Source organism: Enterobacter cloacae complex sp. IR53030 (assembly GCF_049238365.1).
Taxonomy (GTDB): domain Bacteria; phylum Pseudomonadota; class Gammaproteobacteria; order Enterobacterales; family Enterobacteriaceae; genus Enterobacter; species Enterobacter kobei.
Genome location: NZ_JBMKHA010000024.1, coordinates 38,855 through 54,922 on the forward strand (window position 1 = coordinate 38,855; position 16,068 = coordinate 54,922).

General features: G+C 55.7%; 13 protein-coding genes and 3 tRNA genes. 10 read left to right on the plus strand and 6 right to left on the minus strand.

Translation table 11 applies throughout. The annotated features are described in order from the left end of the window. Positions 1-108 precede the first annotated feature (108 nt). Positions 109-171, plus strand: coding sequence for a membrane protein YoeI (yoeI, locus tag ACOTXR_RS20560; protein WP_099458931.1), 63 nt, complete (start codon positions 109-111; stop codon positions 169-171). Next, positions 161-1,519: an APC family permease gene (locus tag ACOTXR_RS20565; protein WP_014884463.1), complete on the plus strand. Its 1,359-nt coding sequence runs from the start codon at positions 161-163 to the stop codon at positions 1,517-1,519. The genes yoeI and ACOTXR_RS20565 overlap by 11 nt, the downstream gene beginning before the upstream one ends. A gap of 128 nt (positions 1,520-1,647) precedes the next feature. Here the strand turns inward: ACOTXR_RS20565 and sbcB are convergent, their stop codons facing one another. After that, the gene (gene sbcB, locus ACOTXR_RS20570; RefSeq protein ID WP_372585058.1) at positions 1,648-3,084 is read right to left on the minus strand and encodes an exodeoxyribonuclease I; all 1,437 of its coding nucleotides are present in this window, start codon (positions 3,082-3,084) and stop codon (positions 1,648-1,650) included. 198 nt (positions 3,085-3,282) lie between these two features. Here sbcB and dacD point away from each other — a divergent pair, with 198 nt between their 5' ends. The 4 genes from dacD (at position 3,283) to ACOTXR_RS20590 (ending at position 6,686) form a co-directional block, all read left to right on the plus strand. Then, positions 3,283-4,449, plus strand: coding sequence for a serine-type D-Ala-D-Ala carboxypeptidase DacD (dacD, locus tag ACOTXR_RS20575; RefSeq protein WP_014884461.1), 1,167 nt, complete (start codon positions 3,283-3,285; stop codon positions 4,447-4,449). 118 nt (positions 4,450-4,567) lie between these two features. Next, the gene (gene sbmC, locus ACOTXR_RS20580) at positions 4,568-5,041 is read left to right on the plus strand and encodes a DNA gyrase inhibitor SbmC (protein ID WP_058690949.1); all 474 of its coding nucleotides are present in this window, start codon (positions 4,568-4,570) and stop codon (positions 5,039-5,041) included. Positions 5,042-5,133: 92 nt separating this feature from the next. Beyond that, positions 5,134-6,192: an FUSC family protein gene (locus ACOTXR_RS20585; RefSeq protein ID WP_014884459.1), complete on the plus strand. Its 1,059-nt coding sequence runs from the start codon at positions 5,134-5,136 to the stop codon at positions 6,190-6,192. A 158-nt stretch (positions 6,193-6,350) separates the two neighbouring features. Beyond that, positions 6,351-6,686 carry a DUF496 family protein gene (locus tag ACOTXR_RS20590; protein ID WP_008499467.1) on the plus strand — a complete coding sequence of 112 codons (336 nt, stop codon included), beginning with the start codon at positions 6,351-6,353 and terminating at the stop codon, positions 6,684-6,686. Between the two features lie 143 nt (positions 6,687-6,829). Here the strand turns inward: ACOTXR_RS20590 and ACOTXR_RS20595 are convergent. After that, a tRNA-Asn gene (locus ACOTXR_RS20595) sits at positions 6,830-6,905 on the minus strand. Between the two features lie 161 nt (positions 6,906-7,066). Here ACOTXR_RS20595 and emmdR point away from each other — a divergent pair. Next, on the plus strand, positions 7,067-8,521 hold the full coding sequence (gene emmdR, locus ACOTXR_RS20600) for a multidrug efflux MATE transporter EmmdR (RefSeq protein ID WP_014884458.1): 1,455 nt from the start codon (positions 7,067-7,069) through the stop codon (positions 8,519-8,521). A 103-nt stretch (positions 8,522-8,624) separates the two neighbouring features. Next, positions 8,625-8,700, plus strand: a tRNA-Asn gene (locus ACOTXR_RS20605). 136 nt (positions 8,701-8,836) lie between these two features. Here ACOTXR_RS20605 and ACOTXR_RS20610 read toward each other — a convergent pair. The 3 genes from ACOTXR_RS20610 to shiA form a co-directional block, all read right to left on the minus strand. Beyond that, positions 8,837-10,609 carry an aminopeptidase P family protein gene (locus ACOTXR_RS20610; protein WP_078310436.1) on the minus strand — a complete coding sequence of 591 codons (1,773 nt, stop codon included), beginning with the start codon at positions 10,607-10,609 and terminating at the stop codon, positions 8,837-8,839. A 19-nt stretch (positions 10,610-10,628) separates the two neighbouring features. Next, the gene (locus ACOTXR_RS20615) at positions 10,629-12,083 is read right to left on the minus strand and encodes an AMP nucleosidase (protein WP_014884456.1); all 1,455 of its coding nucleotides are present in this window, start codon (positions 12,081-12,083) and stop codon (positions 10,629-10,631) included. Positions 12,084-12,156: 73 nt separating this feature from the next. Further along, a complete protein-coding gene (gene shiA / locus ACOTXR_RS20620; protein ID WP_045134945.1) occupies positions 12,157-13,470 on the minus strand; it encodes a shikimate transporter in 1,314 nt (437 codons plus the stop codon). A 190-nt stretch (positions 13,471-13,660) separates the two neighbouring features. On the opposite strand from shiA, the gene ldtA reads away from it, so the two are divergent. Continuing rightward, positions 13,661-14,560 (plus strand): L,D-transpeptidase, encoded by a 900-nt coding sequence (ldtA, locus tag ACOTXR_RS20625; RefSeq protein WP_058690947.1) that lies wholly within the window; start codon positions 13,661-13,663, stop codon positions 14,558-14,560. A gap of 144 nt (positions 14,561-14,704) precedes the next feature. Here the strand turns inward: ldtA and ACOTXR_RS20630 are convergent. Continuing rightward, positions 14,705-14,780 (minus strand) — tRNA-Asn (locus ACOTXR_RS20630). Positions 14,781-15,100: 320 nt separating this feature from the next. Between ACOTXR_RS20630 and nac the strand changes: the two genes are divergently transcribed. Next, complete coding sequence (gene nac / locus ACOTXR_RS20635) at positions 15,101-16,018, plus strand: nitrogen assimilation transcriptional regulator NAC (protein ID WP_014884446.1); 918 nt, start codon at positions 15,101-15,103, stop codon at positions 16,016-16,018. Positions 16,019-16,068: the final 50 nt, after the last annotated feature.

Below are 16,068 nucleotides of genomic sequence, written 5' to 3' on the forward strand. Positions count from 1 at the left end.
TATTTTTTTTTGCATGTACGAAACGAAACTAAAAACCAAGAGGCCGGGCTTCGTACCGGATAGATATTTACTAAAATCCGACAGTTGTTGTCGCTGAGGAAGAAAGAAATGGGGCAATTTTTCGCTTACGTGGCGGTTATCACCGTAAAGGAGAATAACTATGTCGCATAACGCAACTCCAAACACCTCTCGCGTGGAATTACGTAAAACGCTTACGTTGATTCCGGTTGTTATGATGGGCCTTGCCTATATGCAACCGATGACGCTGTTCGATACATTCGGTATCGTATCGGGCCTCACCAACGGTCACGTTGCGACGGCGTACGCCTTCGCACTGGTCGCGATCCTCTTTACCGCGCTGAGCTACGGAAAACTGGTCCGCCGTTTCCCGTCAGCAGGCTCTGCGTACACCTATGCTCAGAAATCCATTAGCCCGGCAGTTGGCTTTATGGTGGGCTGGTCATCTCTGCTGGACTACCTGTTCATGCCGATGATCAACATTCTGCTGGCAAAAATTTACTTTGAAGCGCTGGTGCCTTCTGTGCCGTCGTGGATCTTTGTTGTCGCGCTGGTGGCCTTTATGACCATTTCTAACCTGCGCAGCATCAAGACCGTGGCAAACTTCAACACCCTGATTGTTATTCTGCAGATGGGCATCGTGGCAGTTATCGTCGGCCTGATCATCTACGGTGTTTCTCACGGTGAAGGTGCGGGCACGCTGACCAGCACGCGTCCATTCTGGTCTGAAGGCGCACATGTTGTGCCGATGATTACCGGTGCGACGATTCTGTGCTTCTCGTTCCTGGGCTTTGACGGTATCTCTTCTCTGTCAGAAGAGACCAAAGATGCTGAGCGCGTGATCCCGAAAGCGATTTTCCTGACGGCGCTGATTGGCGGCCTGATCTTCATCGGTGCTTCCTACTTCCTGCAGCTGTACTTCCCGGATATCTCTCGCTTTAAAGATCCGGATGCGTCGCAGCCTGAAATCATGCTTTATGTTGCGGGTAAAACGTTCCAGTGGGGCGTGCTGATTTTCTCCAGCGTGACCGTACTGGCATCCGGTATGGCGGCACACGCAGGCGTTTCTCGTCTGATGTATGTTATGGGCCGTGACGGCGTGTTCCCGACTCGCTTCTTCGGTTATGTGCATCCAAAATGGCGTACTCCGGCGTGGAACGTGCTGTTGGTTGGCGCGATTGCGCTGATGGCGATTAAATTCGACCTGGTGACGGCAACTGCGCTGATTAACTTCGGTGCGCTGGTGGCGTTCACCTTCGTTAACCTCTCCGTGATTTCGCAGTTCTGGATCCGTGAGAAGCGCAACAAAACGCTGAAAGACCACTTCAACTATCTGGTGCTGCCAGTGTGTGGTGCGCTGACGGTGGGTGCGCTGTGGATTAACCTGGAAGAGAGCTCTATGATTCTGGGGCTGATCTGGGGCGGTATCGGCCTGGTTTACCTGGCCTGCGTAACGAAGAGCTTCCGTAACCCGGTTCCTCAGTACGAAGACGTTGCGTGATGACTCGCCGGGTGGCGCTAGCGCTTACCCGGCCTACAAAATAACACTCCTGTAGGCCCGCGTAAGCGAAGCGCCACCGGGCAAAAAAAAGCGGAGACCATCGTCTCCGCTTTTTTTATGTCTGATTTTCAGACTATCTCTTGCGCGTACTGGAACAGCGCTTTCAGCAGCGCCTGTTTCTCTGCATTCCCTTCGTACTGACCGTAAAGCATCTCCAGCTCCTGGGCGTAATGGTGCAGATACTCTGGCGTAAACACGTTACGACGATGCTGCAGCCAGCGCTCCTGCTCTGTTTCATCCAGCGTGCCGGGGTAGTTACGTGCGCGGTAATTAAACATCAGCTTTTCGATGCGTTTATCGGCGAAAGTGATGTCCAGCGCCGGCAGGTTCCGCGGCTCGGTTTGCAGGACAATATTCATCGCTGCACGGTCGGCATCGCTGAAGAAGCCGTTGTAGAGCTGTGCATCGACGTTTTCCGACGGCACAAACGGCTCCGCTTCGGCGAAGATCGCGACCACTTTCTCGCGTACCTGCGGATTTTCGCGCAGCACTTTCAGGTTATCCAGGCAGTGCTGACGGTTAATGCCCAGCCTGTCAGCATCCTCCGGGCGCAGCGTATTCGCCTGCGCCAGTACCGGACATTTATTGATATGCACCAGTTTGACCGGCACCGCGGGCAGGTCACCAAGCTCATTTTTCGGGGTGTAGAGCCGTTCGCGCAGGGTATCGCTGTCAAGTTCCAGCAGCGGCGAAATATCGCCCGCTAAATCCACCATGATTACGGCGTTACGGTTGTCCGGATGCCACGCCAGCGGTGCCACCCAGCTTGTATTGCCGCGCCAGGCACCGAACATACCGGAGATATGCACCAGGGGTTTCATCTGCGGCACATCGATAAGGGTCATGAGCTTCTGCTTGCTGCGATGGCTCAGCAAATACTCAAACAGCCGGGGCTGCGCGGCTTTCACCAGCTTCGCCATGGCAATAGTGGCATAGACGTCCGCCATTGCGTCGTGGGCATTGCTGTGCTCAATGCCATTAGCGCGCGTCAGGTGTTCCAGGCGGAAGCTCGTCAGACCTTCCTCATTTTCCGGCCAGTTGATGCCTTCAGGACGCAGGGCATAACAGGCGCGCATGATATCCAGCAGATCCCAGCGCGAGTTGCGGTTCTGCCAGCTCCAGGCGTACGGATCGTAGAAGTTGCGATAGAAAACGTTGCGGGTCACTTCGTCATCGAAACGGATGTTGTTGTAACCTACCACGCAGGTATTGGGGACGGTAAACAGATCGTGGATGCGGCGTGCGAATTCCGCCTCGTTCACCCCTTTCTCCCGTGCTTCCTGAGGGGTGATTCCGGTGACCATGACCGCGCCTGGCTGCGGCAGGTAATCATCAGCAGGTTTGCAGTAAAAGACCTCAGGCTCGCCAATGATGTTGAATTCGTCGTCGGTACGGATGGCGGCAAACTGCGCCGGTCGGTCCAGCGCCGGGTGCGTGCCAAAGGTTTCATAGTCGTGGAATAAAAAAGTGGGGCGTGCGGCAGAGTCAGACACCAGTAATACCATCCTGTTAAAAAATGACGCCACTATGGTAAACGATCGTGCGGGTCAGACCGAATAAAAAGCGCCGCCGTGGTGCAAATTTGCGAGACAGATTCAGCGTGAAACCTGCGTTCTGTCACATTTTTTTGCAATTAAGCCAGGTAACGACATCAGAACTCCCGTAAAAAGGTCATCGATTTTTAATGACCTGAGGATATACCGTTGAAACGCCGTCTGTTTATTGCTGTTTCTTTACTCGCTTCGAGTATCTCATCTGCTTTTGCGGCCGAACCGCTGGATTTTTCCCCGCAGCCTCCGGCCATTCAGGCGGGCTCCTGGGTGCTGATGGATTACACGACTGGTCAGATCTTAACGGCGGGCAACGAACATCAACAACGTAATCCGGCGAGCCTTACTAAGCTGATGACGGGTTATGTGGTTGATCGGGCCATTGATAGCCATCGCATTACGCCGGATGACATTGTCACCGTAGGCCGTGACGCATGGGCCAAAGGGAACCCGGTTTTTGACGGATCATCCCTGATGTTCCTGAAAGAGGGCGATCGCGTCTCCGTGCGGGACTTAAGCCGCGGGCTGATTGTGGATTCCGGCAACGACGCCTGCGTGGCGCTGGCCGATCACGTAGCGGGTGGGCAGCCGCAGTTTGTGAAGATGATGAACGACTATGTGCAGAAGCTGAACCTGCGCGATACGCACTTTGAAACCGTACATGGGCTTGATGCGCCGGGTCAACACAGCTCGGCCTATGACCTGGCCGTTCTCTCCCGGGCTATCATTCACGGTGAGCCTGAGTTTTACCATATGTACAGCGAAAAGAGTCTCACCTGGAACGGGATCACCCAGCAAAACCGTAACGGCCTGCTGTGGGATAAAACCATGAACGTGGATGGCCTCAAAACGGGGCACACTTCTGGCGCGGGCTTTAACCTGATTGCTTCCGCCGTTGACGGTCAGCGCCGTTTAATCGCGGTGGTGATGGGGGCGGACAGCCCGAAAGGGCGCGAAGACCAGGCCCGGAAACTGCTGCACTGGGGTCAGCAGAATTTCGATACGGTGCAGATTCTGCACAGCGGTAAAAAAGTAGGGACAGAACGTATCTGGTACGGTGATAAAGAACAGGTAAATCTGGGTACGGATCAGGACTTCTGGCTGGCTTTACCGAAAGCGGAAGTGGCGAACATTAAGGCGAAATACGTTCTGGATAAAAAAGAGCTGGAAGCGCCGATTGCCGCACATCAGCGGGTTGGGGAGATCCAGCTCTATGACCGCGACAAAGTGGTGGCACACTGGCCGCTGGTCACCCTGGAACGTGTTGATAAGGGTGGGATTTTCTCTCGCCTCAGTGATTACCTGCACCAAAAAATCTAACCTTTCTGAGCAGACTGGCAGGGTTGCGAGTCTGCTCACATAATAAACACTCCTCGTTTGCCGATAATATTGTTCCTGTTTTATAGTGTATAAATATACAGTAATAAGCGGAGGCAGTATGGACTACAGCATCAAGCAGCAACAGAAGCGTAAGATTGCGGGTTTTCATCTTGTTGGGCCGTGGGAAAAAACGGTTAAGCAGGGATTTGAACAGCTGGTCATGTGGGTGGATGGACGTCACATTGAGCCGCTGGAGTGGGTGGCGGTCTACTACGATAATCCTGATGAGGTCCCGGCGGAAAAACTGCGCTGTGATACGGCCGTTACGGTACCGGAGGATTTTGTTATCCCGGATAACAGCGAAGGCGTCATGATGACGGAAATCGCGGCGGGTGATTATGCCGTGGCCACGGCGCGTGTGGAAAACTACGACTTTGCAACACCGTGGTATCAGTTCTTCAATTCCCTGTTGCAGGACAATAAATACCAGATGACGCTCAAACCCTGCTTCGAACGCTATCTCAATGATGGCAACGCGGACGGTTACTGGGATATCGAAATGTTTATCGCGGTAGAGCACAAAACGGCTTAAGCCTGCTAAATGAAGGGTTTTTCAGCCGGGTGTGATCCGCCCGGCTGAAAACACAGTACAATTGTGATTTGCCGTGTAGCTGGAGAGCGGGTGTGCGTCCCGACAAATCATTAACGCCGTTTGAAATTCGTCTATACAAACATTACCGCGTGGTGCATGGGTGCCGCATTGCGCTGGCGTTCGTATTGACCTTTATACTGGTCCGACTGCTGGATGTTCCGGAGGGGACGTGGCCGCTGATCACGCTGGTGGTGGTGATGGGGCCTATCTCATTTTGGGGGAACGTTGTTCCTCGCGCCTTCGAGCGGATCGGCGGTACCGTTCTTGGCTCTGCGCTGGGGCTTATTGCCCTGAAGCTGGAGCTTATCTCATTTCCGGTCATGCTGGCATGGTGCGGTGCGGCCATGTTCCTCTGCGGCTGGCTGGCGTTGGGCAAACGCCCCTATCAGGCGCTGCTGATTGGTATCACCCTTGCGGTGGTGGTTGGCGCACCGGCCGGGGATATGACTACGGCGCTCTGGCGAAGCGGGGATGTCATCCTGGGCTCGCTGCTTGCCATGCTGTTTACCGGCATCTGGCCGCAGCGTGCTTTTTTGCACTGGCGTATCCAGATGGCCAGCTATGTCACCGCGTTTAACCGCGTTTACCAGGCCGGTTTCTCCCCCAATCTGGTTGAGCGCCCACGGCTGGAAAAGCATCTGCAAACCATCCTTAATGACGTGGTCAAAATGCGCGGCCTGATTACCCCCGCGAGCAAAGAGACCCATATTCAGAAAGCGATTTTCGAGGCTATTCAGACCGTAAGCCGCAATCTGGTCTGCATGCTTGAGCTGCAGATTAACGCGCACTGGGCTTCTCGCCCAAGCCATCTGCTGATGCTCAACGCACATACGCTGAAAGAGACACAGCAGATGACGCAGCAAACCCTGTTGACCATCGCTCATGCGCTCTATGAAGGCAACCCGCAGCCGATACTGGCGAACAGCGAGCGTCTGAATGACATTGTGGCGGAGCTGAAAACGCTTATCAGCGAGCGGCAGGGTGATAACGTGGCGGAAACGCCCATTCATGGCTATGTCTGGTTGAGCCTGGAACTGGCTCGGCAGCTTGAACTGTTATCGCACCTCATTTGCCGGGCGCTGCGCAAATAAAACGCGGATGTGACGCCTGCTGCTTCGATTCAGCAGCAATTGGGGTTATGATAGCGTTAAACGATATAGTCATTGTCATTCGCAGCCGCTGTCAGTAAGGTTATTGATACAACGGTTGCTTTAACGAATCCGAATCTCACATTATCAGGGGTGTAAAAATGGAAACTACCAAGCCTTCGTTCCAGGATGTTCTGGAATTCGTCCGCCTGTTCCGCCGCAAAAACAAACTGCAGCGTGAAATCCAGGACGTTGAGAAGAAGATCCGTGACAACCAGAAACGTGTCCTGCTGCTCGACAACCTGAGCGACTACATCAAGCCAGGCATGAGCGTTGAAGCTATTCAGGGCATCATCGCCAGCATGAAGAGCGACTATGAAGACCGCGTGGATGACTACATCATCAAAAATGCTGAGCTGTCCAAAGAGCGTCGCGATATCTCTAAAAAGCTGAAAGTGATGGGCGAAATCAAAAACGGCGAAGCAAAAAGCGAGTAATCGCAGTGAATGGTGAAAAAGGCTCTCTGGTGACAGAGAGCCTTTTTTATTTTAGTAGGTCGGGTAAGGCGCAGCCGCCACCCGACAATTTTATCAGGCACAGAAAAGCAAAAAACCTGCTTTAAAAGCAGGCTTTTTAAATTTGGCTCCTCTGACTGGACTCGAACCAGTGACATACGGATTAACAGTCCGCCGTTCTACCGACTGAACTACAGAGGAATCGTTGTGGAGGCTTATCTTAGCGGCGAAAAAACTTTTGTCAAACCTGATCTTAGAGAAAATCGACTGACTGCTGAATCTGTCGTCAGTTTGTTGTAAATCCACACATCTTTTTCAGGAAAATACTTTGCAGGATGAGCATTTCTCCCCCATCATTTGAAATGGAGTTTCAACTTTTCTCGCTAAGGTCCATTTTGAACGTCACTGCTCCTCTGCGCCAGGCGATCATGCGCACGCCCTGGTACGCAAAACGTAAAAGCTATCGTGTCCTCTTCTGGCGTGAAATCACCCCCCTTGCGGTGCCTATCTTTCTGGAGAATACCTGCGTACTGCTGATGGGGGTGTTGAGCACCTTCCTTGTCAGCTGGCTGGGGAAAGAGGCGATGGCGGGGGTTGGGCTGGCGGACAGCTTCAACATGGTGGTGATGTCTTTCTTCGCGGCTATCGACCTTGGGACAACGGTCGTGGTGGCCTTCAGCCTCGGCAAGCTTGACCCCAAACGGGCCCGCGAGGCGGCTCGCCAGTCGCTGATGATCATGACCATTTTTTCGATCGTTCTGGCGGCGGTGATCCACTATTTCGGTAAAGAGATTATCGATGTTGTCGCCGGGGAAGCCACGAACGAGGTGAAGGACCTGGCGCTAACCTACCTCGAAATGACCGTCATAAGCTATCCGGCCGCAGCCATCGCGCTGATTGGCAGTGGCGCGCTGCGCGGGGCAGGTAACACCAAAATCCCGCTGCTGATCAACGGCGGGATGAATATTCTGAATATCATCATCAGCAGCGTGCTGATCTACGGCGTGTTTTCATGGGATGGGTTGGGGTTCGTCGGTGCCGGTCTGGGGCTAACCATTTCTCGCTACATTGGTGCGGCGGCGATTATCGGGGTGCTGATGACGGGCATCACGCCTTCGCTGCGCCTTACGCTGAAAAGCTACTTCCGACCCTTTAACTTCGCCATTATCTGGGAAGTGATGGGGATTGGTATTCCCGCCAGTATTGAATCAGTGCTGTTTAACGGCGGTAAGCTGCTGACGCAGATGTTTGTCGCCGGTATGGGGACCGACGTTATCGCCGGTAACTTTATCGCCTTCTCCATCGCCTCGCTGATTAACCTGCCGGGTAACGCGCTGGGTTCAGCCTCGACCATCATCACGGGCAAACGGCTCGGGAAAGGGCAGATAGGCCAGGCGGAACGTCAGCTGCGCCACGTGTTCTGGCTGTCAACGATTGGCCTGACGGCGATCGCCTGGGGAACCGCCCCCTTTGCCGGGCTGATGGCCGCGTTTTATACCCATGAACAGGATGTGAAAGAGGTTGTTAAGATCCTTATCTGGCTCAATGCCGCGTTTATGCCCATCTGGGCGGCCTCATGGGTGCTACCCGCGGGTCTGAAAGGGGCGCGTGATGCTCGTTTTGCGATGTGGGTGTCGATGCTCGGCATGTGGGGGTGTCGGGTTGTGGCGGGTTATACGTTAGGTGTGGTGCTTGGCTGGGGCGTGGTGGGTGTCTGGCTGGGAATGTTCCTTGACTGGGCCGTGCGCGGCGCGCTGTTCTACTGGCGTATGGTCAGCGGGCGCTGGCTATGGAAATATCCGCGACAAAATGCCTGACAAATGCGCGAAATGGAGAATAAATCGGCAAACGATCGGAAATCTGCATTCTGCCTTTGACATCCCGGGGGAGCATCGATAATATGCGCCCCGTTCACACGATTCCTCTGTAGTTCAGTCGGTAGAACGGCGGACTGTTAATCCGTATGTCACTGGTTCGAGTCCAGTCAGAGGAGCCAAATTTAAAAAGCCTGCTTTTAAAGCAGGCTTTTTGCTTTTTAATCTCTGGAAGTATTGCCCGGTGGCGCTGCGCTTACCGGGCCTACTTGTTCCGTAGGCCGGGTAAGGCAAAGCCGCCACCCGGCAAAAGCCGCACTATCGAGCCAAACTAATCGGCGCCGTCGCCTCAACCAGCCACGGACGCGCTTCGCTATTCACCAGCGGTGACAGCGCCTCGCGAACCTGCTGATGATATTCATCCAGCCACTGCTTTTCCTGCCCGGTCAACAGCTGCAATTCCACCTGGCTTAAATCAATCGGGATCAGCGTTAGCGAAGAAAACGTGCAGAACCCCGGGCGGCTTTCAACAATTTCCACCTGGTTTTCAATGCGGATACCGTGGCTGCCGCCCAGATAATACCCCGGTTCAATGGTCATGATATTGCCCGCCACCAGTGGCCAGGGGTTAACCTTTTTGGCGATGCGGTGTGGGTTTTCATGGATAAGAAGCTGATGCCCCACGCCATGTCCCGTGCCGTGATCGTAATCCAGCCCCATTTCCCACAGCGGACGTCGCGCGAAAGCGTCCAGCTGATGCCCGTGTATGCCGGATGGGAACTGCAGGGTTATCAGCGACAGGAAGCCTCTCAGTACGGCGGTATAATGCATACGCTGCTGCGGGGGGACATGACCCCAGGCAAGCGTGCGCGTGGCGTCAGTGGTGCCGTTAGTGTACTGACCGCCAGAATCATTCAGGTAAAAATGATCGTGGCCGATGGGTTTGTTGCTGGCCTCGCTGGAGTGATAGTGGCACATCGCCGCGTTGCTCGAAGAGGCGGAAATGGTCGCAAAGCTCTGCTCGATAAAGCCGGGCTGCTGTTTACGGAACGCGAGCTGTTGCGCCTGTACTTCGAGCTCGGTTAACGGATTCCCAGCCGCTTCACGTCGCGGCACTTCACGGCTCAGCCAGGCCAGGAAGTTGACCCACGCGGCGCCGTCCTGGTGATGACATTCACGATACCCTGCCAGCTCGACCGGGTTTTTGGTGGCTTTCAGCAGGGTGATCGGATCGGTCTGCCAGACGATCTCCCTCTGAGGTTCAATGGCGAAGCGCAGGGCTACCGGTGCGGAATCGGTATCGATCATCACTCGTTTACCTTCCGCAATTTCTCGGCAGCGTTCGATAAAGGCGTCCTGTGGCGCAGTGGCGAGCGTGTTACGCACGGCTTCGGGCAGGGCGCTGAGCTTAGTGTCGTCAACAAACCACTCGACGTGACCGTCGCGACGCAACAGGGCAAAAGAGAGCGGTACCGGGCTGGTGGGGATATCTGACCCGCGTACGTTGAGCAGCCAGGCAATGTTATCCGGCAGCGTAACCGCCAGATAATCAGCATTGTTCGCGGCCAGCACGGCGGCAACGCGCTGACGTTTGTCTTCGCTGCTTTCACCGCTTACCGCAACCGGCATTTCACGGATCGGCCCCGCCGGTGCGTCAGGACGATCGATCCAGAGCGTGTCAAACGGTGAGGCATTCAGCGGGACGAGCTCACACGGCGTGGCAGAAAGTTGCGTAAACTCGGTATTTGTCATCAGCAGTGGATCAAAACCGATGCGCGTGTCGGGCTCAACGTTTGCCGCCAGCCATGCTGCCAGCGGTTCATTGTGCAGATGATGAATTTCAATCTCATCCAGGTTGACCTGAACGCGGGCCTGCACCTGATAGCGCCCGTCGACGAACAGCAACGCCTTGTCTTTCAGAACCAGCGCCAGGCCAGCCGAGCCGTCAAAGCCCGTCAGCCAGGCCAGTTTTTCATCATACGGCGCGCAGTATTCACTCTGCCAGGCATCCGCGCGCGGGACGATCATCCCGTCGAGATGGTTTTCCTGAAGCCACCGGCGCAGGGCCGCTAAGGGTGATGAGGTGGACATGCATTTTCCTTAATAGTTATCAGCGGAACGGTGGCTCGTTGAAGGTACGCAACTTGCGGGAATGCAGTTTGTCACCTTCCGCGCGCAGCAAATCAATGGCACGAATGCCAATTTGCAGGTGTTCGGATATCGCCCCTTCGTAGAAGCGGTTGGCCTGACCCGGCAGCTTGATTTCGCCATGCAGCGGCTTATCGGACACGCAGAGCAAGGTGCCGTAAGGCACGCGGAAGCGATACCCCTGCGCGGCAATGGTGGCGCTTTCCATATCAATCGCCACCGCACGGCTCAGGTTGAACCGCAGCGCGGAGGCGGAGTAACGCAGCTCCCAGTTACGGTCATCGGTAGTGACCACCGTACCGGTGCGCAGGCGCTGCTTAACCTCTTCACCGGGCATGCCGCTCACCTCTTTGGTGGCGTCATACAGCGCGCGCTGCACCTCAGCGATGCTCGGAATCGGAATATCTGGCGGCAGCACGGCGTCGAGAACGTGGTCGTCGCGTAAGTAGGCGTGGGCCAGCACGTAATCACCAATCAGCTGGCTTTCGCGCAGGCCGCCGCAATGGCCGATCATCAGCCAGACGTCCGGGCGCAGTACCGCCAGATGGTCGCAGATGGTTTTGGCGTTCGACGGCCCCACGCCGATGTTGATCAGCGTGATGCCCTGGCCGTCGGCGGTGATCAGGTGCCAGGCAGGCATCTGGTGCTTTTTCCATGCCAGGTCGGAAATGGCCTGCTCGGGCGCTTCAGTCTCTGCGGTGATCCAGATCCCGCCCGCACAGGAGAGCGCGATGTACGGGCTTTCCGGGTCAAGGATCTGGCTGCAGCCCCAGCGGACAAACTCATCGACGTAACGGGTGTAGTTGGTAAACAGCACGAACGGCTGGAAATGCTCGGCGGGCGTGCCGGTGTAGTGGCGCAGGCGTGCCAGCGAGAAATCCACCCGGCGGGCATCAAAGTGCGAGAGGGGAGAAAATTCTGCCGGGTGATAAATCCCGTCTGCCGTTTCATCGCCAATCTGTGAAAGCTCGGTGGTTGGGAAATGGCGGGTCAGTCCCGCGCTCATGGAACGATCAAGGGTTAGCGCCGAACCGTCAATCACGTAAGGATACGGGATCTCATGCTGTGAAGGTTCTACGGCAATGTGTGCGCCGTAATCCTGGTATAACAGCGTGAGTTGCTCTTCAAGATAAGGGCGGAATAGTGCAGGGCGGGTGACGGTGGTGCTGTAGCAGCCGGAGTGGGTAAAACGGGCATAGGCGCGGGTTTTTGGCGTCGTGCTGGCGCTACCGTCCCAGGTCACAGAGAGCGATGGATAAACAAAAAGGCCCTCACTTCTGGCCTTTTCGTCGGGAAGTTTCCCTGTTTCGATATATTCGCTGATGGCGCTGCGCAGCGCGTTGACGGACTGTTCATACAGTGCGTCGAGTTTTTCCAGCGCCTGAGCCGGGGTCAGGCTGGAGCCCTTATTATTCATCTCTGTCTCCTTGTTCCACAGGTGTGCGACTCTACCCGATAGTATGTCACACGCCTGTGAAACAAAAGGGAGATCAGCTGTGGCGCGTCTCTTTCATCAGTAGCGCCGTCGCCGCTGACAGCAGGCATCCAGCCAGCAGATAAATCGCCACGCTGTGCCAGTTTCCCCCGGAGAAGGTCACCAGCGCGGCGGCAATAAACGGCGTGAAACCGCCGCCGACCACGCTGGCAACCTGGTAGCCCACGCCCGCGCCGCTGTAGCGATAGCTCGCACCAAACAGTTCGGTAAACATCGGCTGCTGTACGCAGACCACCATATCGTGAGCGATGTTCGCGAGCATAATGGCGAAGAAGACAATCCAGAACACAGACTGCGCCTCCAGCGCCATAAAGAACGGCCAGGCGCTGAGGGTACCAATCAGCGCGCCGGTGATATAGACGCGACGGCGGCCAAATCTGTCCGCCAGCCAGGCGAAACAGGGGATAGTCAGGCAGCTGATCCCGCCGACCACCAGACCAATATTCAGGAATAGCTCACGCGGCAGACCGAGATTTTGCGTCGAGTAGTTCAGGGCAAACGCGGTGACGATGTACATCGTCAGCAGCTCACACAGGCGCAGGGCGATAATTTTCAGAAAAGCGCCAGGGTGCCGGACGAGGGCTTCCATAACCGGAAGGCGTTTTTTGACGGAAGGCTTTTCCTGCTGCTTTTCGAATTCTGCCGACTCCTCCATCCCATTACGGATCCACAGCGCGGCAATGACCAGCACGATGCTGAAGATAAACGGAATGCGCCAGCCCCAGCTCAGGAACTGCTCGTCGGTGGTGTAATGGCTGATGAGTGACACCAGCCCGGTCGACAGCAGCAGCCCCACGCCATATCCCACCTGTACGCCGCTGCTGTAGAACGCTTTCCGGTTTTTCGGTGCGCTCTCAACGGACAACAGCGCCGCACCGCCCCATTCGCCGCCTACGGCGAAGCCCTGGATGGCGCGCAGTATCACCAGCAATATCGGTGCCCACCAGCCAATGGCGGAAAACGAAGGGAGAATGCCAATCAGCGCGGTGGCAATCCCCATCATCCAGACGGTAAGCATTAGCATACGTTTGCGGCCCAGCCGGTCGCCGAAGTGGCCGAAGATCACCCCACCAAGCGGACGAAACAGGAACCCGACGCCGAAGGTGGCAAATGCGGCGAGGGTGCCCATCGCGGGGCTGACCTGGGGGAAGAATTCACGGTTAAACACCAGCGCGGCGGTGATACCGTAGAGCAGAAAATCATACCAGTCGACGACGGCGCCCGCGAAGCTGCCGAGGGCGGCGCGACGGGCACGATTGAGCGAAGGGGTCTCCTCGCCGGGTCGTTCGGAGATGAGGGTGGAGTCCATAGTTGTCCTGTCCATACTGATTTTAATTATTGGTATAAGAAAAGGTCACTCACATAGCAGCCGTCATATAAACGGAACCTATGAGACTACCGCGACAGGCAGCCCGTGCAAACTGATTTTATCTCCTGATGGGTAATGCAAAACGGCTACGCTATGCTTAACAAATAGCGAAGCGACTGAGGAAGGGAAGATGCGTCGTACAGAGGTGTTGGGTTGTCTTGCTGCATTACTGATCAGCCACAGCGTGCAGGCGGTGAGTTATCCCTTACCACCGACGGGCAGTCGTCTGGTGGGCAGCTCGCAGGTCATCATCGTGCCGGATCGCAATACGCTACCGCTGGAGGCGTTTGCCGCGCGCTACGGACAGGGCCTAAGCAATATGCTGGAAGCAAACCCGGGCGTGGATCCTTTTCTGCCTACGTCCGGCACCCGGCTGGTGATCCCCCAGCAACTGATTTTGCCCGACACCGTCCGCGAGGGGATTGTCGTTAACGTGGCGGAAATGCGTCTCTACTATTATCCACCGGGCAGTCATACCGTTGACGTATTGCCCATCGGCATCGGTCAGGCCGGGCGTGAAACTCCGCGTAACTGGGTAACGGCCGTTGAGCGTAAGCAGGAAGGCCCCACCTGGTCTCCGACGCCGAATACGCGTCGCGCCTATGCGGCAGAGGGGAAAACGCTTCCGGCCTTCGTGCCCGCCGGGCCGGATAACCCGATGGGCCTGTATGCGATATATATCGGCAGGCTGTATGCGATTCACGGCACCAACTCGAATTTCGGTATCGGGCTACGGGTTAGCCAGGGATGTATTCGTCTGCGTAACGCCGATATCAAATATCTTTTCGATAATGTTCCCGTGGGCACCCGTGTGCAGATTATCGATCGCCCCGTTAAAGTGACGACAGAGCCGGACGGTAGCCGGTGGGTGGAGGTTCACGAACCGCTATCACGCAATCGGGCGGAATTCGAGTCAACCCGGAAAGTGCCTCTGCCCATTTCGGCCGCGCAGCGGACACAGTTGATTAACGAGGGCGCGGGAGCGGAGCTGGAACGTCGGTCGGGGATGCCGGTTAAGATCGGTATGTGAGGTGATTTTCGCCGGGTGGCGGCTTCGCCTTACCCGGCCTACGATTCGAGGTTTTTGTAGGTCGGGTAAGGCGAAGCCGCCACCCGACAATTTTACCAGATGCAGAAAAGCAAAAAGCCCGCTCGTAAGCAGGCTTTTCAAATTTGGCTCCTCTGACTGGACTCGAACCAGTGACATACGGATTAACAGTCCGCCGTTCTACCGACTGAACTACAGAGGAATCGTGTGAACGGGGCGCATATTATCGACGTCAGCCGCGCTTGTCAAAGGGTGGATCAACGCCTTTTGATCGTTTGCTGACAAAATCGGCAATGTGATGTTTTTGACAGCGTAATGCACCGCTTTGGTGCGTATATACCTCTAATGGGGCAGATCATAAACTGCTGTTTCAGTAATAAAACCCCCCTCCATGATTAGGTTTCCTTATTTTCAGGCGCTTAGCGAGGAATTCAGACCGCCCTGTAAAAGTGGCATTCATATTGCAAAACCTGTTCAACAACGATAGCCAGTACCGGCAAAGCATTTCGAACAGGGGGCAAAATGAACTTAAGACGACTGAAATACTTCGTAAAAATCGTCGATATCGGCAGCCTGACTCAAGCGGCAGAAGTGCTGCATATCGCGCAGCCTGCGCTGAGCCAGCAGGTGGCTACTCTGGAAGGCGAGATGGATCAGCAATTATTGATTCGTACCAAACGCGGCGTCACGCCAACGGAAGCCGGAAAAATTCTTTATACCCATGCCCGCACTATTCTGCGCCAGTGCGAACAGGCGCAACTGGCGGTCAACAACGTCGGCCAGACCCTCAGCGGGCACGTTTCCATTGGTCTTGCGCCGGGCACTGCGGCGTCTTCTATCACCATGCCGCTGCTGCAGGCCGTTCGTGCTGAGCTACCGGAAGTACTGGTCTATCTGCACGAGAACAGCGGTTCGGTACTCAATGACAAACTGCTCAATGGCCAGCTGGATATGGCGGTCCTTTACGATCGTTCTCCGGTCGCCGGGATCACCAGCCAGCCGCTGCTGAAAGAAGATCTCTACCTCGTGGGCACCCGCGACTGTCCTGGGCAGAGCGTCGATCTTACCGCCGTGGCAGAAATGAACCTCTATCTGCCGCGTGATTACAGCGCCGTGCGTGTGCGCGTGGATGAAGCATTCTCCCTGCGTCGCCTGACGGCCAAAATCATCGGCGAGATCGACTCACTCTCCACGCTGACCGCGGCCATTGCCAGCGGAATGGGCGTAACCGTGTTGCCAGAATCTGCAGCGCGCTCGCTCTGCAGTGCGGCAAATGGCTGGATGGCACGGATCACCACGCCTTCGATGAGCCTGCCGCTGTCGCTCAACATGTCCGCACGCGGCTCGCTGACGCCACAGGCGCAGGCGGTAAAAGAGATTTTGATGTCGCTGGTCAGCAAGCCATCGCTTGAGAACCGTGAACTCCAGCTCGTGAGCTGATATTCCATAAAAGCATAAGTTGCGGGTTTTTATTATTTGTTCTGCAGTGC

What these genes read in the sequence shown, in the direction of transcription:
- ACOTXR_RS20565 (WP_014884463.1), top strand. Translation starts at nt 161, where the DNA reads ATGTCGCATAACGCAACTCCAAACACCTCTCGCGTGGAATTACGTAAA.
- sbcB (WP_372585058.1), bottom strand. Translation starts at nt 3,084, where the DNA reads ATGGTATTACTGGTGTCTGACTCTGCCGCACGCCCCACTTTTTTATTC.
- sbmC (WP_058690949.1), top strand. Translation starts at nt 4,568, where the DNA reads ATGGACTACAGCATCAAGCAGCAACAGAAGCGTAAGATTGCGGGTTTT.
- ACOTXR_RS20590 (WP_008499467.1), top strand. Translation starts at nt 6,351, where the DNA reads ATGGAAACTACCAAGCCTTCGTTCCAGGATGTTCTGGAATTCGTCCGC.
- emmdR (WP_014884458.1), top strand. Translation starts at nt 7,067, where the DNA reads ATGGAGTTTCAACTTTTCTCGCTAAGGTCCATTTTGAACGTCACTGCT.
- ACOTXR_RS20610 (WP_078310436.1), bottom strand. Translation starts at nt 10,609, where the DNA reads ATGTCCACCTCATCACCCTTAGCGGCCCTGCGCCGGTGGCTTCAGGAA.
- ACOTXR_RS20615 (WP_014884456.1), bottom strand. Translation starts at nt 12,083, where the DNA reads ATGAATAATAAGGGCTCCAGCCTGACCCCGGCTCAGGCGCTGGAAAAA.
- shiA (WP_045134945.1), bottom strand. Translation starts at nt 13,470, where the DNA reads ATGGACTCCACCCTCATCTCCGAACGACCCGGCGAGGAGACCCCTTCG.
- ldtA (WP_058690947.1), top strand. Translation starts at nt 13,661, where the DNA reads ATGCGTCGTACAGAGGTGTTGGGTTGTCTTGCTGCATTACTGATCAGC.
- nac (WP_014884446.1), top strand. Translation starts at nt 15,101, where the DNA reads ATGAACTTAAGACGACTGAAATACTTCGTAAAAATCGTCGATATCGGC.